We start from the raw sequence: 22,103 nt of genomic DNA on the forward strand, positions 1-22,103 counted from the left end.
GCACTTACTCCTCTAAAGGCAAAAGCACCTCCTGCTCTTCAAGCAAAGTAAGCGCTGGTGAGCATATCTTCCAGTAAGCCAATGTTCTGCGGCTGCCAGCCTAGGCTTTGCTGGGTGAGCTCACTCGAAGTGGTGTTGTTGATGCCTACAAAGAAGGCCATCCAACCGAAGTGGCCAGCGGCCTCTGCTGCGGATATGCTGCGTACGGGGATGCCCAGCCCATCACCAATGGCTTGAGCGATCTCGCGCATCGGCACGCCTTGCTCAGCCACGCCATGCAAGCGGCTGCCGGGTGCGGCTTTTTCCAGTGCCAAGCGAAACAGCCGAGCGGCATCGAGCCTGTGCACAGCTGGCCAGCGGTTGCTACCATCGCCAACATAGCTTGCGACCCCTGTGCGACGCGCGACATCAATTAGCGCAGGCACAAAACCATGATCGCCTTGACCATGCACTGAGGGCGGAAGCCGTACCACACTCACTCGAACGCCGCGCTTTGCGGCTGTGAGCACAACTTCCGATGCCGCGCGGATGATGCCTGGTGCATCGGGGGATGGCTCATGGGTCTCATGACCCATACGATCTGCTGCAAGGACAGTGGTGCCGCTAGTTGCAACCAGGGGCTTGTTCGTGCCTTCTATGGCGAGCGCTATTGCTTCGAGTGCACGCTGGTCGGCCTTGGCATTGGCTTCGTACTGCGAGAAATCATGATTGAAGGCCGTGTGAATCACGCCATCACACATCCGAGCGCCAGCTGTCAAACTTTCAATGTCTGACAAATCGCCTCTGTGAGCTGCCACACCCAGTTGCTTGAGCGCCGCCGCAGAAGCATCGCTGCGCGCCAAACCAACGACCTCATGACCTGCACCCAGCAGCTCTTGAACAATCGCCGTACCAATAAAGCCCGTGGCTCCTGTAACAAACACCTTCATCATGACTCCTAGTCAAATTGATCGAACCCGTACAATAATTTCAATCACATCGCTTGAACAGCCGAGAGCGCATACAGGTATGGCCACTAACACGATATCGAGCCCGGTCATGAATTTGGGTGAATTTCTGCGCGATCGTCGTGCGCGCTTGCTACCCGCTGCAGGGGCGCAGAGTCGCCGTCGCACACCTGGCCTGCGGCGTGAAGAAGTGGCCGCCCGCGCTCATGTGAGTGTCACTTGGTACACATGGTTGGAGCAAGGACGTGGTGGCCCACCCTCTGATCTTGTGTTAGAGCGATTGGCAAGAGCCTTGGAACTGGATGCGGCTGGCCGTGAGGTCTTGTTTCTGCTGGCACAACAGCGTCCGCCCAAACCCCAGCCGAGTGCTTTGCCAGTTGTCACGCCCTCTCTGCGTCGCGTGTTGGATGCAATGACAACAAGTCCAGCGATCGTGAAGACAACGACTTGGGATATCGTGGCTTGGAATGATGCTGCCCTCGCAGTCCTGTCTGACTACCCCTCGCTGTCGGTCAGCGAACGTAATGTACTCAGGCGTTTGTTTGGCAAAGATAGATCGCAAGATTGGCTGCCCGAATGGGAGCTGGATGCGCGTTTTGCAGTGGCCGTTTTTCGTGTGGATATCGCTCGCGCAGGCGATGGCTCGCAAGCGGCTGCTTTGGCGGCTGAGCTTCAGGCACAAAGTGCAGAATTTCGCAGGCTGTGGGCAGATAATGAGATGCGCATTCCCGGCGTTGGACTGAAGCGGCTTGTTCACCCAATTGCCGGCCCACTTGCTTTGGAATACTCGGCCTTTTCCGTCGATGGAGAGCCTGGTCTGACGATGTTGGTGTTCACGCCCTCCACATCTGCTGATGCTGCCGCCATCGCTTCTTTAATTGCCAAAAAACCGCAGCGCTCGCCCATACTGGCATAAGTTGGTTGGGGATACGCTTTCTGCGGCGATTTTTGCTCGCAGTGGCTTAATGTCCGTCCTCTGTGGATATCTGGAGGATGATGCTAGAAGGTGGTATTTTTGAGATACAGTTGACGTTTACGTAAACGTCAATCAAAAAACTTTTTAGCCTTTTGAGACAAACATGCCCGTTTTAAGCACCCAATTGAGCGCCCGCTCCGCACAGTTCCAGGCCAATGCCGAGGCAATGAAAGCTGTGACGCAGGATTTACGAGACAAGATTTCTCAAGCTCAGCTCGGTGGCGGCGAGGCGGCGCGCGCCAAGCACACGGCAAGAGGCAAGCTGCTGCCGCGTGATCGTGTGCAGAATTTGCTCGATCCGGGCACGCCGTTTTTGGAGATTGCACCGCTGGCGGCTTTGGGCATGTATCCCGACAAAGATGGCTCAGATTCCGCGCCCGGCGCAGGTGTGATCGCCGGCATTGGGCGCGTGAAAGGCATTGATTGCATGATCGTCTGCAACGATGCCACCGTGAAAGGCGGCACCTATTACCCGCTCACCGTGAAGAAGCATTTGCGTGCGCAGGAGATTGCGCAGCAGAATCGCTTGCCTTGTATTTACCTCGTCGATTCGGGCGGCGCGAATTTGCCGAATCAAGACGAGGTGTTCCCTGATCGCGATCACTTTGGCCGCATCTTTTTCAACCAAGCGCAGATGAGCGCGGAGGGCATTGCGCAGGTGGCTGTGGTGATGGGCTCATGCACGGCGGGCGGCGCGTATGTGCCCGCGATGAGCGATGAGACGATCATCGTGAAGAACCAAGGCACGATTTTTCTCGGTGGCCCGCCACTGGTGAAAGCTGCTACGGGCGAGGTAGTGACGAGCGAAGATTTAGGTGGCGGTGATGTGCATACGCGGCTCTCAGGCGTGGCGGATCATTTGGCGAATAATGATATGCATGCACTCGCCATTGCGCGCGATGTGGTGAAGAATTTAGCATCAAATCATGCATTAGCTGGCGTAAATACTGCGCAAAGTGCTATTGAAATAGTAGCGCCGAAATATCCCGCAGAAGAACTCTACGGCGTCATCCCCACCGACACGCGCAAGCCATTCGACGTACGCGAGATCATCGCCCGCATTGTGGATGGCTCCGAGTTTGACGAATTCAAAGCCCGCTTTGGCACCACACTCGTCACAGGCTTCGCCAAAATCGAAGGCATGCCTGTGGGCATCATCGCCAACAACGGCATCTTGTTTTCCGAGAGTGCACAAAAAGGCGCGCACTTCATCGAACTCTGCTGCCAGCGCAAAATCCCGCTCGTCTTCCTGCAAAACATCACCGGCTTCATGGTCGGCCGCAAAGTGGAAAACGAAGGCATCGCCCGCCACGGTGCGAAGATGGTCACGGCAGTAGCCACGGCCAACGTGCCGAAATTCACCATCATCATCGGCGGGTCTTTTGGCGCAGGCAACTACGGCATGTGCGGCCGTGCCTACTCGCCCCGTTTCTTGTGGATGTGGCCAAATGCCCGCATCTCAGTGATGGGCGGGGAGCAGGCGGCGAGCGTCTTGGCTACCGTGAAGCGCGATGGCATCGAAGCCAAAGGCGGAAACTGGAGCGCCGAAGAAGAAGAGCAATTCAAAGCCCCTCTGCGTCAGCAATACGAAACCCAAGGTCACCCGTATTACGCAACAGCGCGTTTGTGGGACGACGGCATCATCGACCCCGCAGATACCCGACGCGTGCTCGCATTGGGCTTGGCCGCAGCCAAAAATGCGCCAATTCCTGAGCCGAAATTTGGCGTGTTCAGGATGTAAAGTGTGGCGATGAACCCCACTCAACACTTTCAAACGCTCGCACGCTACAACGTATGGGCAACACATCGTCTGCTTGAGGCGGTAGAGCAACTTAGCGATGAAGATTACCGTCGTGATGTCGGTTTGTTTTTCAAATCCATTCACGGCACCCTCAATCATTTGCTGGTGGGCGAACACATGCTCTGGTATCCGCGCTTTGCGCGGGGTGAATCTCCCAAACTCAATCTCGACGATGAAATTGAGCCTGTGCGTGAGCGCCTCGCGCAAGCACTGCGTGGCGGTTCGGGTAACTGGAAGCCCTTGATCGAATCTTGGCCTGCAGAGCGCTTTGAAGGCAAGCTCTCCTACACCACTACAAAAGGCCAAGCCGTTTCACTTCCTTTTACAGCAACGCTCGCACATGTGTTTAACCACGGCACGCATCATCGTGGGCAGATCACAGCAGCGCTTACCCTGCTGAAACAACCTTGCCCCGTGTTGGATTTGGTTTATATGTTGGTTGAGGACAGTGCTCGCTAATGAGCTTAATGCACAATAAAGTTTTATATCTATGAGGAGAGAATTGATGATTCGGAGTGCTTTGGAGAAGTTGGCTCTTGTTTTGATGACGGTGCTGATCGTTGGATGTGCAGGTACGGTACAACGCGACAGCAATGCTGGATCAAAAAGAATAGCAGATGCGACGTACAGTGATGTGAAGGTGAGCCTGACAGATGGCGCTCGTGCGCTTCAGGCAGATAACGTGCAGTTTAATGTGCGTGATTTGAGCGACTATATCCGTCGTCGTTTAGAGGCCAGCAATGTTTTGCGTTCAGATGGCACGCATCGCGTTGAGGTTGTGATTGAGAGTTTTAGGGTGCGTTCAGCTGCTGCAGCGGTGCTTTTCGGTGTGATGGCTGGAACTGACAACATCGAAGGTCAAGTCAAGGTATTCAATGCTGCAGGCAGACAAGTGCATGGCTACACCATCAATACATCCTATGGCTTAGGTGGCTGGGCTGGTGGCGCAGATGGCACACGCATGTCATGGCTTTATGACAAGTTCTCAGAGCTAACTGTTGCTGAGTTGATTGGCACAACGCCTGCCAATGCGATAGCCAAGCCAGACCCAATCAAATCAACCGCTCGAAGCGTTACAAGTAGTTCATCCAACGCTCCTGCAGCTATTGCCATCACACCAACTGGTACGGCCCATGACAAGCCAGTTGCTGCGAGCGCTAGCTCAAGTTCGGTCGTGAGCAGTCAATCAATCACCAGCGTTTCCAATACTTCTGGCGCAGTGCCTCAGCCAAGCATGATGGCAAGTGGATTTGCAAATATCAACGATGTTGACGCCATACCTTATATCAGCGACAGAGGGCGTGAGGGTTATCGTGACTGGCTCACCAAGTCAACCCCCAGAGCTTTTGTGATTTCTGATAAAGGCCATTGGTCAAGTACTTGGGGAATCAACCCGCAAAACCCAGAAGACCCGAAAGATCCTTCTGAGCGTGCTTTGCAGCGATGCGCCAAAGCAAGTGGAGCCGCTTGCAAGCTCTATGCCGTGAATGGTGCGGTTGTATGGAAAAAAGAAACCAGCACTGTGAACTCTGCAGTGTCGCCCACACCAGCTGGTGAACCATCCGACAAGAAGCCTTGAAGATATGAATCTTCGGATCGATATTCGTTCGCATGTTGCGTGCATAGCGCTCAATCGCTCTGACGTACGCAACGCTTTCAACGACGAGGTGATCGCTGAGATCACGCAGGCGTTCAAAGAGTTGGGCGCGCGCGATGATGTGCGCTGCATCGTGCTTGCTGCCGAAGGCACGGCATTCTGTGCAGGCGCCGATTTGAACTGGATGCGGCGGATGGCGGATTACTCGCGTGAGGAGAATCTTGCCGATGCGGGCAAGCTGGCTGAAATGCTGCAGGTGATTTATGAATGCCCGAAGCCGACGGTGGCGCGCGTGCAGGGGGATGTATATGCAGGTGGGATGGGGCTGGTGGCAAGTTGCGATGTGGCTGTGAGTGTGGATACGGCGGGCTTTTGTCTGAGCGAAGTGAAGCTTGGTTTGATTCCAGCGACGATCAGCCCTTATGTGATTCGCGCTTTGGGCGCTCGTGCTTCGCACCGTTACTTTCTCACGGCGGAGCGCTTTTCTGCGCAAGAGGCGCATCGCTTGGGGTTCGTGCATGAAGTGGTGGCCGCCGATCAGCTTGATGCTAAGGTGGATGAAATCACCCAAGCGCTGGGGAAAAACAGCCCAAATGCGGTGAAAGTGTGCAAAAAGTTGGTGCAGGACGTGGCGTATGCTGAAATCAGTCAACCATTGATAGCAAAAACGGTTGAGGGGATTGCAGACATCCGCGCGAGCGCCGAGGGGCGCGAGGGCGTGTCTGCTTTTTTGGGCAAGCGCAAACCATCTTGGTTAGCGTAAGCTGAGCCTCATACCAGGAGACACGCCATGGACATGATTCTTCAATACCTGCAGCAGATCATGCAAGGCATTTTTTCGTCGGGCGGCGATGTGGCGGGCACTGTGGGCAAGGTGGTCGGCAAGCTCGATACAACAGCATTGGCAGCGCTGGCCGCAGCGCTGGGTTGGGCGGCTGGTATTCGGCTTTATCTTGTGGTGTTTCTCACGGGCTTGGCGGGTTTTATGGGTTTTATCCCACTGCCATCCGGACTAAGCGTTTTACAGCACCCGGCCATGCTCATGGGCAGTGGCTTCATGGTGTTTGTGGAGTTTTTCGCTGACAAGATTCCAGGGCTCGATTCGCTCTGGGACATGGTGCATACCGTGATTCGCGTGCCTGCGGGCGCGGCGCTGGCGGGTGGTGTGTTTGGTGCGGATAGTGCGACGATGGGCACGGTGGCAGCTTTGCTCGGCGGCACATTGGCAGCTACCTCGCACGCTACTAAAGCCACGACACGCGCGGCGGTGAACACGTCGCCGGAGCCGTTTTCAAATATTGCTGTGAGCTTGCTGGAAGACGGTTTGGTGATGTTCATGCTTTGGTTGGCGACCAATCACCCCGTAATTTTTGGCATCACGCTGCTGATCATTCTCGTGCTCTCTGTGTTGCTCATCATCATGCTGTGGAAATTTTTGCGTATGGTGATTCGCAAAATTTCGAGTTTCTTTTCTGGTTCACCTCAACCTACTTCCGCTTGAGTTTTATGTTCACAAAAATTCTGATCGCAAACAGAGGCGAAATCGCTTGCCGAGTGGCAGCAACTGCTCGCAAAATGGCTATTCAAACGGTGGCCGTGTATTCCAAAGCGGACGCGCAGGCCAAGCATGTGGCAGCTTGCGATGAGGCGGTGTATATCGGCGAAGGTGAGGGCAATTCGCCCAAGGAAAGTTATCTGCGTTGGCAGGCGATTCTGGCTGCGGCCCAGGCCACGGGCGCGCAGGCGATTCACCCGGGCTATGGGTTTTTGAGTGAGAACGAAGATTTTGCGCAAGCCTGCGCGGATGCGGGGCTGGTGTTTATTGGTCCGCCGCCATCAGCGATCAAGGCGATGGGCTTGAAGGCGGAATCCAAGCAGTTGATGGAGAAGGCGGGTGTGCCGTTGGTACCGGGGTATCACGGCGCGAACCAGGATGAAGCTTTGCTGCAAAAGGAAGCGGATCGTATTGGTTACCCGGCTTTGATCAAAGCAAGCGCCGGCGGTGGCGGTAAGGGCATGCGGATTGTGGAGCGCTCGGAGGATTTTGCTGCGGCGCTGGCATCATGCAAGCGCGAGGCGATCAATAGCTTTGGTGATGAAGCGGTGCTGATTGAAAAATATGTGCAGCGCCCGCGCCATATTGAGATTCAGGTGTTTGGCGATGCGCATGGAAACTATGTGTATTTGTTTGAGCGCGATTGCTCTGTGCAGCGGCGGCATCAGAAGGTGTTGGAAGAGGCGCCTGCGCCGGGCATGCCGCAAAGCATGCGCGAGGCCATGGGCAAGGCGGCTGTGGATGCAGCGCGGGCGGTGAATTACACCGGCGCGGGCACGGTGGAGTTCATCGTGGAGCAGCAGGGCGGCTACGATGCTCCCGACAAAATGAAGTTCTACTTCATGGAGATGAACACACGCTTGCAGGTGGAGCATCCTGTCACTGAAGCAATCACCGGCTTGGATTTGGTGGAGTGGCAATTGCGTGTGGCATCAAACGAGAAACTGCCCATGCGCCAAGATCAACTTAAGATCAACGGCCATGCGATTGAAGCGCGGATTTGCGCGGAGAACCCGGATAACGGTTTCTTGCCTGCGACTGGCTCGCTCAACGTCTATCGCAAACCATTGCACTCTGCTTTTGAAAGAAGTGATTTGCGTATCGACGACGGCGTGCGCCAAGGCGATGCGATTTCGCCTTACTACGATTCGATGATCGCCAAACTCATCGTGCATGGCGCTACGCGCGAAGAGGCGCTCGCAAAGCTTGATCGCGCCTTGAGCGAGACGCAAATCGTCGGGCTTGCAACAAATGTGCAGTTTCTGCGACATGTGGTCAAGAGCGATGCGTTCGCGCAGGGGAAGCTGGATACCGCGCTGATCCAAAGAGAAGAAAAGGTTTTATTCCATCAAGAAAAACTGCCACTCGCCGGCGTCATATCAGCGTGGATAGCTCATGTATTGATAGCAGAGCGTGCCAGCCAAACGAGTGACCCATTCAGCAAACGCGATGGCTGGCGGCCTTTTGGCATCACCACACGGCGCTTTGCGTTTGAGTGGCACGATCAGCCTGTGCAAGCTGAATTGTCGTATCTGCACGATGGCGCAACGCTGCTGCACATCACGCAAGCTGATACCAAATTGCAAGGCCTGCTGACTTGTGAGCAAGATGCCACTGTTGAAGACTTGGATGTGAAAGTCAGCTTTGCGGATCAACGCTTCAAAGCCTCTGTGCATGCTTCTTCACATGAAAAAGGGCAAGTAGCCAGCATATTTACTGCGCAAGGTGCTACACAATTGATAGTGATAGATCCTTTCATCCAAATCGCAGAGGGCGGCGCTCAAGCAGGTCGGCTCACTGCGCCGATGCCTGGCAAGCTGGTTTCATTTGCCGTGAAAGCGGGTGATACAGTAAAAGCAGGGCAGACATTGGCCGTGATGGAAGCCATGAAGATGGAGCACACGATTGCCGCGCCCAAAGATGGTGTGGTGTCGGAAATTTTATTTGCGCCTGGTGATCAGGTGAGCGATGGGGCTGAGCTGATCAAGCTCGCTGCATAAGGATGCAAGCTTTGCTGCAACTTCTGGGCGTGATCGTGGTGCTCGCGGCGATTGCGCCCGTGGCCATGGCAGGCGGCAACATGATCGCTGCCTTCATGGCTGGGCGGAATATTGTGCAGTGGCTGAGCATCACCGTGCTGTGCATGCTGGCCGTGGTGGGCTCGGGCATGCTTGCGCTGCGTGTGGTGTTGCCGATGCTCTCGGGTATGGCCTTGCTTGCACCGCTTGTCTCTGCACTGGTGTTACTCGCGCCGCCTTGGGCTATTTGGATCGCAGGTAAACGCTGGATGGAAAAGAAAGTTTCGCAATGACATTGCCTTCAAAAGTCAAAATCATCGATGTAGGCCCACGCGATGGCCTGCAAAACGAAAAGCAGCTGATTGATGCTGCAGTGAAGATTGAGCTCGTGCATCGCTTACAAGCTGCTGGCTTGCGCGAAATTGAAGTGACGAGTTATGTGAGCCCCAAATGGGTGCCGCAGATGGGCGACAACGCTCAGGTGATGGCTGGCATCTCTCGTCAAGCGGGTGTGCTTTATTCAGTGCTCACGCCGAATCTCAAGGGCTTTGAGGCTGCTGTGGCTGATCCAAAAATCAAGCCGCATGAAATCGTTGTCTTCGGTGCGGCAAGCGAAGCTTTTAGCCAGAAGAATATCAATTGCTCCATCGCTGAAAGCATTGAGCGTTTCGCTCCTGTGGTTCAAGCTGCGAAGGCGCAGGGTATTGCCGTGCGCGGCGCGATGAGCTGCACCGTGGGCTGCCCGTATGAAGGCGAGATTGCGCCATCGAGAGTGGAATATCTCGCGGGGCTCATGAAGGGCATCGGCGTCGAGCGGGTAGATGTGGCCGACACGATTGGTGTGGGTACTTCTGCTCAAGTACAACGTGCTTTTGAAGCGGCGCTCAAGCATTTCACAATGGATCAGGTCTGCGGGCATTTTCACGACACCTACGGGCAAGCTTTGGCCAATACTCTTGCTGCGCTGCAAATGGGTGTGTGGAATTTTCAATCGTCTGTGGCTGGCTTAGGCGGCTGCCCATATGCCAAAGGCGCAACAGGCAATGTGGCCACGGAAGACTTGGTGTACATGCTGCATGGTATGGGCATCGAGACGGGCATTGATCTGGATAAACTGATCGACGCAGGTGTGTTTATCAGCACTGCTTTAGGACGTAAACCGAATTCTCGGGTTGCCACGGCATTGATCAACAAGCGCGGTACTTGATCATGCATACTATGAATTTAGTAGCAGCTTGCGCAGATTCTGTGCCGGGAAATCACTGATTTTCTTTAAAAATGCAGCTTCCAGACGCTACCCAACGCATTGCCTCGCTCTTGAAAGAAGCCGGCCATCCGAATGCGCCCGTGATGCTCGATGATGCGGCGCGCACGGCTCAGCAAGCCGCAGACGCCTTGAATGTGCAGCTGGGCCAAATCGCCAAGAGCATCATCTTTCGCCGCAAGCCCGATGATGTGGCCGTGCTCGTGATCACTTCGGGCGACAGGCGTGTGGATGAGAAGAAGGTACAAGCCTTGGTGTGTTCAGAAGCTCAAAAACTCTCCCGCGCTGATGCCGATTTTGTGAAAGCCAAAACGGGCTTTGCTATTGGCGGTGTATCGCCGATTGGCCATTTGCATCCGCCCGTGTGTTTGATCGACCAGGAGCTAGTTCGTTTTGATGTGATCTGGGCGGCAGCAGGGCATCCGCACGCGGTGTTTGAGCTCACGCCTGTACAACTGCGCCTACTCACGCAGGCGCCGATGCATGATGTGGCGCAAGCTGCCACGATGTGATGATTACTATGAATTTAATAGCACCTCGCGCAGATTCTACGACGGCGAGATGCTATTTTTAATATAAATATCTATGTCTACTCCCTCCCCATGCATCTCCGTCTGCCAGATGGACAAAACCACCGGCTGGTGCAAAGGCTGCTATCGAACCATCGAGGAAATCATTGCTTGGGGGCAGGGCAGTGAAGCGCTTAAAACATCGGTATGGCAAGCCTTGCCAGCACGCCACCGCCAGGCAGATTTCCTGGAGGCTCACCTCAATCGCGCCCTGATGGACGCTTGTGGAAACGCGTCTGCGAAAGAATCCGTATGAAGCACATCACTTTTCACTTTGACGTGATCTCGCCATACGCCTACCTCGCGTTCGAGCAGTTGCCCAAAGCGCTCGAAGGTATCAGCCACAGCGTCACTTACAAGCCTGTGCTCTTTGGCGCGATCCTGCAGCATTTTGGCCAGCTGGGGCCGGCGGAGATTGCACCCAAGCGCACCTGGACGTATCGGCAGATCAACTGGCTGGCCAAGCAGCAAAGCACGCCCTTGCAGATGCCCTCAAGTCATCCTTTCAATCCGCTTGGCTTGCTCAGGTTGGCTTTGGCTTGCGGCAATGCTGGCGCTTGCAACCGTTATGTGACCGAGGTGCTCTTTCGTCATGTGTGGCAAGGCGGCTTGGATGCAGGCGATGCGCAGCGCTTGCTTTCGCTCACCGATCAGCTCCAGCCAGCCCGCGCGCCCGACGATGCCGCTGTGAAAGCCGAGCTCAAAGCCAATACCGATGCTGCCATTGCACGAGGCATCTTTGGCGTGCCAACGATGGAGGTGGATGGCCAGCTTTTCTGGGGCTTGGATGCCTTACCGATGCTGCGAGCCTACCTGCAGGGTGATGATTGGTTCAGCAGCTCAGCCTGGGCAAAAGCCAGTGATTTGCCAGCGGGCGTGGTTCGAAAAAGATAGCAAAAACTTTCCGCTGCGGCGCACCAAAGGGAAGTCACTTATAGGGTTACCCCGCGTTTTGAATGCTTTGTGTGTGAAATATCACGACCTTGTAAGAAATGGGTCAGCGAGTCTGCGAACACTCCTTACACGTAAGTTTTTGCATTGAGGTGACACTTTGCTCCTGTTAGTTAGCATCATTAAATTGGTGTGCGAAATTGCCCTGCTGGGCTTAGCGGGGCGCTGGCTGCTCGGGCTTTTGGCTGGGCAGAAAAAAGAAAGCAATTTTTTTTATAAAGCGCTTGAGGCGATGACCAAGCCTTTTGTAAGCGCAGCCCGCTTTATCACCCCCAAAGCTGTGATCGACCGCCATGTGCCTTTCGTGGCCTTTTTGCTGCTGGGCTTCATCTGGCTGGTGAGCGTGCTTGAGAAAGTGCGTATCTGTACTCAAATCGGCGTGGAGCTGTGCAAATGATGCAAACCCTTCAATACAAAGCTTTGCGCTGGTGGGCACGCTTGTTGCTGCGCCTGGAGCAGTGGGACAGCGCCCAAGCCGTGTTTGAGCGAATGGGGCAAATGCGCCCAGAAGACGATTACCCGTTGGCCAGTATCGCTTACTTGCACACCATCACTGGTCGCAAGAATGAGGCCTTCACCATGCTGCTGCGCTTGACGCAAACACACAGCCAAGTGGGCATGCATTGGTTCAACCTCGGTTTCTTGCAAGAAGAAAAAAGCCAGTTTGAAGAGGCCTGCGCCTCGTTCCAAAAGGCCGTAGAGCTTCGCCCTGATATTGACCGCGCCTGGTATGGCCTCGGTCTGGTTCTCATTCGCCTGCAGCGCTTAGATGAAGCCGTCAAAGCCCTCAAGCAAAACACGAAATTGCAACCCATGAGTCCGTATGGCTGGTATCAACTCGCTCGCGTACACATGGATCGGCAACAGCCCGATGAGGCGCGGAAAATCATCCGCCACCTCAAAGGCTTTGAGCCCAAGGTGGCCGCTCAGTTGGAACGCGAAACGGGCATCTCCGTCTCGCCCGCCAGTTGAGGGGCTTCCCGCGCTGCTCACATCAACGTGTGGGTGGCAAAGCTGCTGGAGCAATCGGTGTGTATGCACCGCAGCAGTTGGATTTTTTGTTTAACTAAAAGGAGACTATGCAATGCAAGTATCAGCAAAGCATCAGGCCTACTGGTCCAAAAACCTGCGATTGACAGCCATCTTGCTGGCGATCTGGTTTGTCGTGACCTATGTGGTCAGCTACTTCGCACGCGATTTGAACTTTAACTTCTTTGGCTGGCCATTCAGCTTTTACATGGGAGCACAAGGTTCACTCGTGGTTTACGTTGTCATCATCTGGTTCTACGCCCGATACATGAACAACCTCGATCAAGAATACGGCGTTGCCGAAGAGGAGTAACACATGGCTGGAATGTCTCCATCATCTGGCGTGAGCGTGAGCTCCGCCGCGAATGCTGCTTTTAAAGCGCAGCTCAACAAAGTTTATGCCTGGTACACCGGTGGCTTTATTGCCTTCGTGATCGTGCTGGCTGTGCTCGAGCAAATGGGTCTGCCCCGTAACTGGATCGGCTTCATTTTCTTGCTCGCCACCATTGGTTTGTATGCCGGTATCGGCGTGATGAGCCGCACGAGTGACGCTGACGAATACTACGTCGCCGGTCGCCGCGTGCCAGCTATCTATAACGGCATGGCCACAGGCGCCGACTGGATGTCTGCCGCCTCCTTCATCGGCATGGCCGGTACGCTTTATCTCACGGGTTATGGCGGTTTGGCCTTCATCATGGGCTGGACGGGCGGCTACTGCTTGGTGGCGCTGTTCCTCGCGCCTTACATGCGCAAGTTCGGCCAATTCACCATCCCAGACTTTCTGGGCGAGCGCTATGGCGGCAATGCTGCGCGTTTGGTCGGTGTGTTCGCTGCGATTCTCTGCTCCTTCGTTTACGTTGTGGCGCAGATTTATGGCGTTGGCTTGATCACCACCCGTTTGACGGGCGTGTCGTTTGAAGTCGGTATCTTCTTGGGCTTGGGCGGCATTTTGGTGTGCTCATTCTTGGGTGGTATGCGCGCTGTGACGTGGACTCAGGTGGCTCAGTACATCATCTTGATCATTGCCTACCTCGTGCCTGTGATCTGGTTGTCTGTGAAGCAAACAGGCGTGCCTGTACCACAGCTCGTCTATGGCTCGCAACTGGCCAAGGTGACTGAGCGTGAGCAGCAGCTCATGAAAGATCCTAAAGAGCTGGAAGTGATTGCCATCTTCAAGAAGAATGCAGATGATTTGGGCGCCAAGCTCAAAGACATCCCTGCTGCCTTGGCTGCTGACAAAGCAGCTGCTGAGAAGAAAGTGGCTGACTTGAAAGCTGCTAACGCACCAGCCACTGAGATCACCGCTGCAGAAAAAGCTTTGGCCGCTGTGCCTAAAGATGCAGAAGCAGCTAAGAAAGCCTGGACGGCCGCACAAGCGTCAAACAACGCTCGCGCTCGCCCCTTGGCTGGTATGCCAGCGCATGGTCAGCAATACGCTGGCAAACCTGATGGCACGCCCGCTGAAGTCAAGACCTTCGAGGAATCTCGCCGTAACTTCTTGGCACTGATCTTCTGCTTGATGGTCGGTACCGCTGCTTTGCCGCACATTCTGATGCGCTACTACACCACGCCAAGCGTGAAAGAAGCTCGTGAGTCCGTTACTTGGTCTCTGTTCTTCATCTTCTTGCTCTACTTCACGGCGCCTGCTCTGGCTGTGCTTGTTAAGTATGAAATCTTCAACGTGCTGGTGGGCACGCCGTTTGACAAGCTACCGGCTTGGATTGCGGCTTGGGGCAAGGTCGATCCGACCCTGCTATCTGTGGCCGACATCAACAAAGACGGCATCTTCCAATTGGGTGAGATGCGTATCGGTGGTGACATCATTGTGTTGGCAACCCCAGAAATTGGTGGCCTGCCTTACGTGATCTCCGGCATGGTGGCTGCTGGCGGCTTGGCTGCTGCTCTGTCAACTGCTGACGGCTTGCTGCTGACGATTGCCAACGCACTGTCTCACGACGTGTACTACAAGGTCATTGACCCCAACGCCTCGACAGCTCGCCGAGTGACGCTTTCCAAGATTCTGCTCTTGGTGGTTGCTCTGGCGGCGGCATACACCGCGTACAACGTGTTCGTGACCAAACAGTCCGACATCTTGTTCTTGGTGTCTGCTGCGTTCTCGTTTGCTGCTGCTTCCTTCTTCCCTGCACTCGTGCTAGGTATCTTCTGGAAGCGTGCATCAAGCATTGGCGCAATCGCCGGCATGATTGCTGGCCTGGGCGTGACGGCTTACTACATGATCCAGAACCATGCTTGGATGCGCGGCATCTTCGGCGTGACCAGCCCAGTTGATCTGTGGTTTGGCATCCTGCCGATCTCTGCTGGCGTGTTCGGCGTGCCTGTGGGCTTTGCCGTGATCATCATCGTCAGCCTCTTTACACCTGCGCCCAACGCGAAGGTGCAAGAGCTGATCGAGCATATCCGCTACCCTAGCATCAAGGCAGCTTGATGATCTGAGAGTTCATCGCCAGCAATGGTGATGAAACACACAACAACCTGGTACAACGAAAGTTGTACCAGGTTTTTTTTATTGCGTGATTGTCCCTAGCAAGAGTGAAATTTGTGGGAGTAAGATAGCAGTCAGCAAGAGTTAGGAGTTGTGCGTGGCAGTTACCAAGACAGAATTAGGTATTCAGGTCATGAAAGACCGCTCAGTGAGTTTGAGTGCTCAGCAACGCTCAGCTTTGATACTGTGTGATGGCAAACGCAGCGCGGACGATGTTGTGCGCATGACGGCAGGCGTTGGCGTGAGCATGGAGGATATTCAAGCCTTGGCGACGATGGGCCTTGTGGAGTTAAGCGATGCTGCTGCGCAAACGGCTCCTCAGGCGGCTACGGCAGCAGCAGATGAGCTCACAGCTCAAACGGCGACGCCTGCCCCTGCTGGAGACTTCAGCATAGCGCTCAATGCAGCCATATCACTGTGTTCTAACCTGGGTTTCAAAGGCTTTGGTTTGAACATGGCGCTCACAGGTGTTGATAGCCTGGAGAAACTGCAAAAACTCGCTCCTGAAATTCGCAGAGCGGCTGGCGATGTCAAATACAAGCCGCTGCATGCACAAATTTTTGGCAAACCGCTTTGAAACCAAGCGGCATGAGGCTTTAGTTCACCTCAATTTGCCATTCATGCGCACACTTCTTGCAGCGCACCTGCGTCTGGCCACTGATCCTGTCTTCGGAGAGTGCGGTAAATAGCCCATAGGCCTTGCACTCAGGGCAATTGGCTTGGTTTGCCACCACTTCTGCATTCATCAGCAAATACAAATAGCGGCGCAGTGCCCAGATGCCGATGCCGCCGCAGGCCACGATGGCCGCAGCGTCGAAGAGCTTGTCGGAGAGCGTGCCGCCGCGAAAGGCCTCAAACGCTGCCATCATGCCAATGATGCACAAAAAAGCCAGCACCATATGCGCATGGCTGGAGAGCAATTCCCGCTCATACCACTTGCGAAAACCTACCTTGCGTATGCCATCGTAGAGGCGGGAATTGAGGTAATTCATTCCAATCATGTTAGCGGGTGTCTTGAAATACGTCAAAGACCCTCCTGGTGGATTCAGGGCGGGAAATCTCTACAATCTTTGGGCTTGGCTCGCGGCATACCCCGCTTGCAACGCATCTCCCCCAGAAAGACAGCTCATGACTCAGGGTAGCATCCGCATCACAGGCGCGCGGCAACACAATCTCAAGAATTTAGATGTAGCATTTAAGACGGGTGAGCTCACCGTCGTCACTGGCCCCAGCGGCTCTGGCAAATCCAGCTTGGTGTTTGACACGCTGTTTGCCGAAGGCCAGCGCCGTTACGTAGAAACCTTCTCCGCCTATGCCCGCCAGTTCATGGATCGCATGGACAAGCCGCAGGTGGACAAAGTAGAAGGCGTACCCGCTGCGATTGCGATTGACCAGACCAATCCCGTGCGCTCATCGCGTTCTACTGTGGGCACGATGACGGAGCTGAATGATCATTTGAAATTGCTCTACGCGCGCTTGGCAAATTTGTATGACCGTGATACCGCGCTGCCTGTGCGGCATGACAGTGGCGAGACGATTTACGCGCAGATTGTGGAGAAGGCGAAGGCGGTGAATCCTCGCCTTGTAGTGACCTTTCCCGTTGAGCTGCCGAGCAATACCACCGCGCAAGAAGTGGAGCAATGGCTCTCTGCCAGCGGCTTCACGCGCGTGCAAGCCGAGCGCGAGATCAGCACGCCTGATGGCAAGCGCAAAGTGCTCGATGTGGTGGCAGATCGTTTCAAAATCGAAAGCGCCGAAAAGGTGCGCGTGATGGAGGCGATTGAGCTCGCACTCAAGCGCGGCAGCGGAAGAATGAGTGTCTATGCAGGCGAGGAGGGCGCACAAGAGATTTGGAAATTCTCCACTGGCCTGCATTGCCCAGAGAGCGATATCCGCTACACCCAGCCTACGCCAAGCCTGTTCTCCTTCAACTCGCCCCACGGCGCATGCCCCACCTGCAAAGGCTTTGGCCGCGTGATCGGCGTGGATTACGGCTTGGTGATGCCTGATGGTCGGCTCACCTTGCGAGCTGGCGCAGTGAAAGTGTTTCAAACGCCTGCATGGAGCGAATGCCAAGATGATCTGATGCGCCATGCGGAAGCAGCCGGCATTCCGCGCGATACCGCTTGGAACAAGCTCACCCAAGAGCAGCAGCATTGGGTGATCCATGGCAACCCGGCTTACAAAGAAGGCCAGTGGGGCAAGGTTTGGTATGGCGTGAAGCGCTTCTTCGCCTACCTCGAGACGAAATCCTACAAGATGCATATTCGCGTCTTGCTCAGTAAATACCGCAGCTACACCACCTGCCATACCTGCAATGGTGCACGTTTGCAAGGCGATGCGTTGCTCTGGCGCGTGGGCACAAAGGCGCAAGCGGATAGCGCGATGCCACCTGCCAAGCGCTTCATGCCGCAAGCTGTGAAATGGAAACGCGATCAGCTTGAAGCCTTGCCCGGCTTGAGCTTGCATGATTTGATGCTCATGCCCTTGGATAAGTTGCGCGCGTTCTTCGATGCCGTACGCGCTGAATCTGGCCTCGATCCGAGCAGCGCCGATGCACGCGCTTTGGAAATGTTGCTCGAAGAAATTTGCACGCGCCTCAAATATCTTTGCGATGTCGGTATCGGCTATCTCACCTTGGATCGCCAAAGCCGCACACTCTCTGGCGGCGAAGTACAGCGCATCAACTTAACCACGGCGCTGGGCACATCGTTGGTCAACACGCTCTTCGTACTGGATGAGCCCAGCATTGGCCTGCATCCGCGCGATATGGATCGCATCACCGAGGCTATGCTGCGTCTGCGCGATGCGGGCAACACACTCGTGGTGGTGGAACACGATCCAGCGGTGATGCTCGCAGCAGATCGCGTGATCGACATGGGGCCTGGCCCCGGCGAGCGTGGTGGCGAGATGGTGTTTGACGGCACGCCTGCTGATCTACGGAATGCAGACACGCTGACAGGTGCATATCTGGGCGCACGCAAGCAAATCGGCATGGGCTTGAAGCGCTTGGTAAGCGACAACACGCCTCGTTTGATCTTGGAAGGCGCAACGCAGCACAACTTGAAGCATGTGAGCATTGAGCTGCCGCTGCAGCGTTTGGTGTGCATCACGGGCGTATCGGGCTCGGGCAAATCCACACTGATTCAAGATGTGCTCGCTCCTGCACTCATGCGCTATTTCGGCAAAGCAACAGAGTCGCCCGGCGCGCATGATCGTTTGCTCGGCGCAGAGCAATTGAGTGATGTCGTATTCGTCGATCAATCCCCAATTGGCAAAACCGCGCGCTCCAACCCCGCCAGCTACGTCGGCGCATGGGATGCCGTGCGCGAAATCTTCGCTACGCTGCCCATCTCCAAGCAACGCAACTACACCGCCAGCAAATTCAGCTTCAACAGCGGTGATGGCCGTTGCCCCACCTGCGGCGGCTCAGGTTTTGAGCATGTGGAGATGCAGTTTTTATCCGACGTGTATCTGCGCTGTCCGGATTGCGATGGCAAGCGGTATCGGCCTGAAATCTTAGAGGTGAAGATTGAGCGCGGTGGGCGAAGCTTGAATCCCTTTGATGTTCTGGAGCTCACCGTGAGCGAAGCTTCTAAGCTGTTTGCAAATGACCGCGATGTGATCCGCGCTTTGCAGCCCATCATGGATGTAGGATTGGAATACGTGAAGCTCGGCCAGCCTGTCCCCACGCTCTCGGGCGGTGAATCGCAGCGCCTGAAGCTTGCTGGCTTCTTGGCCGAAGCGGCGAGAGATGCTGCGAAATCTAAGCAGCGATTGGCCACTAAAGGCACGCTGTTTTTATTCGACGAGCCTACGACGGGTTTGCATTTTGAAGACATCAGCAAACTCATGCGCGCACTGCGCAAGCTACTCGAAGTGGGGCATTCACTCGTAGTCATTGAACACAACTTAGATGTGATCCGCGCCAGCGATTGGCTGATTGATCTCGGCCCCGAGGGCGGCGATGCGGGCGGCTTGGTGGTAGCAGTCGGCATGCCAGAAGATGTGAAGCATCACGCCACATCGTTCACTGCGCAAGCCCTGCGTGAATACGACGCAGCGCTTGGCTTGAATGGCATCGCTGTGCATGAGAAGTCAGTCTTACTATCAAATTATGAGCACTCCGCGCAGTATTTACGCCGGCAAGATGCCAAAAAGGCTATTAAAAATGGCCAAGAAGCGATAGAGATTGTTAACGCACGAGAGCACAACCTTAAAGGCCTGTCCGTCAACATCCCACGTGGCAAATTCAACGTGATCACCGGCGTGAGCGGCTCAGGCAAATCCACGCTCGCTTTCGATATCTTGTTCAACGAAGGCCAGCGCCGCTATCTCGAAAGCTTGAATGCCTATGCACGCAGCATCGTGCAGCCCGCAGGCCGCCCGGAAGTGGATGCGGTGTTTGGCATTCCCCCCACGGTGGCGATTGAGCAGCGCCTCTCGCGCGGCGGGCGTAAATCTACAGTAGGCACGACGACCGAGGTTTGGCATTTCCTGCGTCTCTTGTATGTGAAGCTGGGCATTCAGCATTGCGTGCATGACGATGCCGCTGTGCAGCCGCAGACGGCAGAGCGCATCGCCGCGCAGCTCATGACGGTTTATAAAGGCCGCCATATCGGCATCCTCGCGCCCCTAGTGGTGAGCCGTAAGGGCGTGTACACCGAGCTGGCCGATTGGGCGCGCCCGCGTGGCTACACGCATCTGCGTGTGGATGGCGAATTTTTGCCAACGACGGGCTTCCCGCGCATTGATCGCTTCAAAGAACACACGGTGGAGCTGCCCGTAGCCGATATCGTGATGAAGCCTGAAAACGAAGCTGCGCTACGAGCAGCATTGACTACAGCTCTTGAGCACGGTAAAGGCGTGGTGCATGTGATGACCTCGCTCGATGGCTTAAAAACGGCCATGGAATTGAAAGCATCCACAGCCAAGATTGGTCAAGTCGAAGTGTTCTCCACCAAGCGCGCCTGCCCCGTCTGTGCCACGAGCTACCCTGAGCTCGATCCGCGCCTTTTCTCTTACAACAGCAAACACGGCTGGTGCCCCGATTGCGTGGGCACAGGCAAGCAGCTCACGCGCGAGCAGCGTAAGGCCTTGGACGACAGCGTGCGCGATGACGACAACCGAGGCCGCGAGCAGAGCTTTGCGGAGGTGGAGGTCGAAGATGTGAGTGATCAAGATTGCGCGAGTTGTAACGGCACGCGATTAAACAAACAAGCGCGCTTCGTGAAGTTCAGTAAAACAGGCATCACTGATGTGGCGCAACTCTCGGTGCGCGATGTGAGGCTGTGGGTAGAAAGCCTGAAGCTCACAGGTCGCGAAGCCGATATCGCCAGAGATTTGATTCCCGAAATCAAAGGCCGCTTAGAGTTTTTAGAAGAAGTGGGCTTAGGCTATCTCACGCTGGATCGCGGTGCGCCCACGCTCTCTGGCGGCGAAGCGCAGCGCATTCGCTTGGCTGCGCAGCTGGGCAGCAATTTACAAGGCGTGTGCTATGTGCTCGATGAGCCCACGATTGGCTTGCATGCGCGAGACAATCAAATCCTGCTCAATGCTTTGAACAAGCTGAGCGACAAAGGCAACACCCTCGTCGTTGTGGAGCACGATGTGGACACGATTCGCCGCGCTGAGCACATCATTGATATTGGGCCTTCTGCCGGTAAGCGCGGTGGCCGCGTGGTGGCGCAAGGCTCACTCAAGGATGTGATGGCGGTGGATGAGTCAGCCACTGGCCGTTATTTGCGCGATGCAATCAAGCATCCGCTCTATCCGCGCCGTGCAGTTGATTCCGAATTGCAGCTCACAGTGAAGAACGCATCGCTGCATAACTTGGAGAAAGTCACAACCAACGTTCCACTCAAGCGCTTGGTGGCGATCACAGGCGTTTCCGGTTCTGGCAAATCCACCTTCGCACGAGATGTGTTGCTCGCCAACGCCTACGCAGCAGTGAGCGCACGCGGCATGAAGCGCGAGGCGCCAGATTTCAAAGCTTGGAAGGGCTGCGAAGGCATCACAGGCTGGCAACAGCTTGATCGCGTGCTAGAAGTCGATCAAACCCCCATCGGCAAAACCCCACGCTCCTGCCCCGCCACCTACATCGGCTTCTGGGATGCGATCCGCAAGCTCTTCGCCGAAACCTTGGAAGCTAAAGCACGCGGCTACGCCCCAGGGCGCTTCAGTTTCAACACAGGCGAGGGCAGATGCCCCGGCTGCGAAGGCCAAGGCATGCGCACGATTGAGATGAGCTTCCTGCCCGATGTGAAAGTGCCCTGTGAGGTCTGCCACGGCGCACGCTTCAACCCTGAGACTTTGGCGGTGAGCTGGCGCGGCAAGAGCATTGGCGATGTGCTGACGATGGAGGTGGACGAGGCAGTAGATTTCTTCGCCACGATGCCTTCGATTGCACATCCGCTTCAATTGCTCAAAGACGTGGGCTTAGGCTATCTCACGCTTGGTCAACCTTCACCTACCTTGAGTGGCGGCGAAGCCCAGCGCATCAAGCTCGTCACTGAGCTTTCCAAAGTGCGAGATGAAGTCGGCAAGCGTGGCAACAAAGCCCCGCATACGCTCTACGTGCTCGATGAGCCCACCGTTGGCCTGCACATGCAAGACGTTGAAAAACTCATCCACGTCTTGCATCGCTTGGTCAGCGGCGGCCACAGCGTTGTCGTGATCGAACACGATCTCGATGTGATCGCCGAAGCCGATTGGATCATTGACCTCGGGCCGGAGGGCGGCAAAGAAGGCGGCAAGATCGTGGCGGCTTGTACGCCAGAGGAGTTGGTACGACGCAACACTCATACCGGGGTGGCATTGTCTTCTGTACTGTCGCGTGCATAGGTAGACGGCGGGGAGTATTCGGTAGGGGATCGTGCTGCCTGCGCATTTTG

At 55.4% G+C, this 22,103-nt stretch carries 20 protein-coding genes; 18 read left to right on the forward strand and 2 right to left on the reverse strand.

The features are described from left to right. Positions 1–38: 38 nt before the first annotated feature. Positions 39–929: an SDR family oxidoreductase gene (locus KIH26_RS11685; protein ID WP_213445403.1), complete on the reverse strand. Its 891-nt coding sequence runs from the start codon at positions 927–929 to the stop codon at positions 39–41. Between the two features lie 109 nt (positions 930–1,038). Here KIH26_RS11685 and KIH26_RS11690 point away from each other — a divergent pair, with 109 nt between their 5' ends. The 17 genes from KIH26_RS11690 (at position 1,039) to KIH26_RS11770 (ending at position 15,787) form a co-directional block, all read left to right on the forward strand. Beyond that, positions 1,039–1,863, forward strand: a complete 825-nt coding sequence (locus KIH26_RS11690; protein WP_249661178.1) for a helix-turn-helix transcriptional regulator — start codon at positions 1,039–1,041, stop codon at positions 1,861–1,863. A gap of 163 nt (positions 1,864–2,026) precedes the next feature. Beyond that, positions 2,027–3,664: a carboxyl transferase domain-containing protein gene (locus tag KIH26_RS11695; protein WP_213445407.1), complete on the forward strand. Its 1,638-nt coding sequence runs from the start codon at positions 2,027–2,029 to the stop codon at positions 3,662–3,664. A gap of 9 nt (positions 3,665–3,673) precedes the next feature. Next, positions 3,674–4,183 (forward strand): DinB family protein, encoded by a 510-nt coding sequence (locus KIH26_RS11700; RefSeq protein ID WP_213445408.1) that lies wholly within the window; start codon positions 3,674–3,676, stop codon positions 4,181–4,183. A gap of 46 nt (positions 4,184–4,229) precedes the next feature. Continuing rightward, the gene (locus KIH26_RS11705) at positions 4,230–5,303 is read left to right on the forward strand and encodes a DUF4410 domain-containing protein (protein ID WP_213445410.1); all 1,074 of its coding nucleotides are present in this window, start codon (positions 4,230–4,232) and stop codon (positions 5,301–5,303) included. Positions 5,304–5,307: 4 nt separating this feature from the next. After that, entirely contained in the window at positions 5,308–6,084 is a 777-nt protein-coding gene (locus KIH26_RS11710) for an enoyl-CoA hydratase/isomerase family protein (protein WP_213445412.1), read from the forward strand. Between the two features lie 27 nt (positions 6,085–6,111). Beyond that, entirely contained in the window at positions 6,112–6,822 is a 711-nt protein-coding gene (locus tag KIH26_RS11715) for a DUF4126 domain-containing protein (RefSeq protein ID WP_213445414.1), read from the forward strand. Positions 6,823–6,827: 5 nt separating this feature from the next. Further along, positions 6,828–8,876, forward strand: a complete 2,049-nt coding sequence (locus KIH26_RS11720; protein WP_213445415.1) for an acetyl/propionyl/methylcrotonyl-CoA carboxylase subunit alpha — start codon at positions 6,828–6,830, stop codon at positions 8,874–8,876. A gap of 11 nt (positions 8,877–8,887) precedes the next feature. Next, complete coding sequence (locus KIH26_RS11725) at positions 8,888–9,187, forward strand: hypothetical protein (RefSeq protein ID WP_213445417.1); 300 nt, start codon at positions 8,888–8,890, stop codon at positions 9,185–9,187. Then, entirely contained in the window at positions 9,184–10,101 is a 918-nt protein-coding gene (locus KIH26_RS11730; RefSeq protein ID WP_213445419.1) for a hydroxymethylglutaryl-CoA lyase, read from the forward strand. The genes KIH26_RS11725 and KIH26_RS11730 overlap by 4 nt, the downstream gene beginning before the upstream one ends. 71 nt (positions 10,102–10,172) lie before the next feature. After that, positions 10,173–10,670 carry a YbaK/EbsC family protein gene (locus tag KIH26_RS11735; RefSeq protein ID WP_213445421.1) on the forward strand — a complete coding sequence of 166 codons (498 nt, stop codon included), beginning with the start codon at positions 10,173–10,175 and terminating at the stop codon, positions 10,668–10,670. Positions 10,671–10,743: 73 nt separating this feature from the next. Beyond that, positions 10,744–10,983 (forward strand): DUF1289 domain-containing protein, encoded by a 240-nt coding sequence (locus KIH26_RS11740; protein WP_213445423.1) that lies wholly within the window; start codon positions 10,744–10,746, stop codon positions 10,981–10,983. Continuing rightward, a complete protein-coding gene (locus KIH26_RS11745; RefSeq protein WP_213445425.1) occupies positions 10,980–11,621 on the forward strand; it encodes a 2-hydroxychromene-2-carboxylate isomerase in 642 nt (213 codons plus the stop codon). The genes KIH26_RS11740 and KIH26_RS11745 overlap by 4 nt, the downstream gene beginning before the upstream one ends. Positions 11,622–11,778: 157 nt before the next feature. Then, positions 11,779–12,075, forward strand: a complete 297-nt coding sequence (locus KIH26_RS11750; protein WP_213445427.1) for a hypothetical protein — start codon at positions 11,779–11,781, stop codon at positions 12,073–12,075. After that, complete coding sequence (locus KIH26_RS11755) at positions 12,072–12,650, forward strand: tetratricopeptide repeat protein (RefSeq protein WP_249661179.1); 579 nt, start codon at positions 12,072–12,074, stop codon at positions 12,648–12,650. Before KIH26_RS11750 ends, KIH26_RS11755 begins: the two co-directional genes overlap by 4 nt. 112 nt (positions 12,651–12,762) lie before the next feature. Further along, on the forward strand, positions 12,763–13,020 hold the full coding sequence (locus tag KIH26_RS11760) for a DUF4212 domain-containing protein (protein WP_213445428.1): 258 nt from the start codon (positions 12,763–12,765) through the stop codon (positions 13,018–13,020). Positions 13,021–13,023: 3 nt separating this feature from the next. Continuing rightward, entirely contained in the window at positions 13,024–15,153 is a 2,130-nt protein-coding gene (locus KIH26_RS11765; protein WP_213445431.1) for a sodium:solute symporter family protein, read from the forward strand. 154 nt (positions 15,154–15,307) lie between these two features. Next, on the forward strand, positions 15,308–15,787 hold the full coding sequence (locus KIH26_RS11770; RefSeq protein ID WP_213445433.1) for a hypothetical protein: 480 nt from the start codon (positions 15,308–15,310) through the stop codon (positions 15,785–15,787). Positions 15,788–15,806: 19 nt separating this feature from the next. Here the strand turns inward: KIH26_RS11770 and KIH26_RS11775 are convergent, their stop codons facing one another. Further along, a complete protein-coding gene (locus KIH26_RS11775) occupies positions 15,807–16,202 on the reverse strand; it encodes a hypothetical protein (RefSeq protein ID WP_213445435.1) in 396 nt (131 codons plus the stop codon). 136 nt (positions 16,203–16,338) lie between these two features. On the opposite strand from KIH26_RS11775, the gene uvrA reads away from it, so the two are divergent. Further along, a complete protein-coding gene (uvrA, locus tag KIH26_RS11780) occupies positions 16,339–22,053 on the forward strand; it encodes an excinuclease ABC subunit UvrA (protein WP_213445437.1) in 5,715 nt (1,904 codons plus the stop codon). Positions 22,054–22,103 lie beyond the last annotated feature (50 nt).

It is taken from the genome of Variovorax sp. PCZ-1, from assembly GCF_018413605.1.
Lineage (GTDB): Bacteria > Pseudomonadota > Gammaproteobacteria > Burkholderiales > Burkholderiaceae_C > JANMDU01.

Coding starts and splice junctions, on each gene's coding strand:
- uvrA (WP_213445437.1), top strand. CDS start 16,339: ATGACTCAGGGTAGCATCCGCATCACAGGCGCGCGGCAACACAATCTC.
- KIH26_RS11755 (WP_249661179.1), top strand. CDS start 12,072: ATGATGCAAACCCTTCAATACAAAGCTTTGCGCTGGTGGGCACGCTTG.
- KIH26_RS11720 (WP_213445415.1), top strand. CDS start 6,828: ATGTTCACAAAAATTCTGATCGCAAACAGAGGCGAAATCGCTTGCCGA.
- KIH26_RS11685 (WP_213445403.1), bottom strand. CDS start 929: ATGAAGGTGTTTGTTACAGGAGCCACGGGCTTTATTGGTACGGCGATT.
- KIH26_RS11760 (WP_213445428.1), top strand. CDS start 12,763: ATGCAAGTATCAGCAAAGCATCAGGCCTACTGGTCCAAAAACCTGCGA.
- KIH26_RS11730 (WP_213445419.1), top strand. CDS start 9,184: ATGACATTGCCTTCAAAAGTCAAAATCATCGATGTAGGCCCACGCGAT.
- KIH26_RS11775 (WP_213445435.1), bottom strand. CDS start 16,202: ATGAATTACCTCAATTCCCGCCTCTACGATGGCATACGCAAGGTAGGT.
- KIH26_RS11735 (WP_213445421.1), top strand. CDS start 10,173: ATGCAGCTTCCAGACGCTACCCAACGCATTGCCTCGCTCTTGAAAGAA.
- KIH26_RS11745 (WP_213445425.1), top strand. CDS start 10,980: ATGAAGCACATCACTTTTCACTTTGACGTGATCTCGCCATACGCCTAC.
- KIH26_RS11710 (WP_213445412.1), top strand. CDS start 5,308: ATGAATCTTCGGATCGATATTCGTTCGCATGTTGCGTGCATAGCGCTC.
- KIH26_RS11740 (WP_213445423.1), top strand. CDS start 10,744: ATGTCTACTCCCTCCCCATGCATCTCCGTCTGCCAGATGGACAAAACC.
- KIH26_RS11700 (WP_213445408.1), top strand. CDS start 3,674: ATGAACCCCACTCAACACTTTCAAACGCTCGCACGCTACAACGTATGG.
- KIH26_RS11715 (WP_213445414.1), top strand. CDS start 6,112: ATGGACATGATTCTTCAATACCTGCAGCAGATCATGCAAGGCATTTTT.
- KIH26_RS11705 (WP_213445410.1), top strand. CDS start 4,230: ATGATTCGGAGTGCTTTGGAGAAGTTGGCTCTTGTTTTGATGACGGTG.
- KIH26_RS11765 (WP_213445431.1), top strand. CDS start 13,024: ATGGCTGGAATGTCTCCATCATCTGGCGTGAGCGTGAGCTCCGCCGCG.
- KIH26_RS11690 (WP_249661178.1), top strand. CDS start 1,039: ATGAATTTGGGTGAATTTCTGCGCGATCGTCGTGCGCGCTTGCTACCC.
- KIH26_RS11695 (WP_213445407.1), top strand. CDS start 2,027: ATGCCCGTTTTAAGCACCCAATTGAGCGCCCGCTCCGCACAGTTCCAG.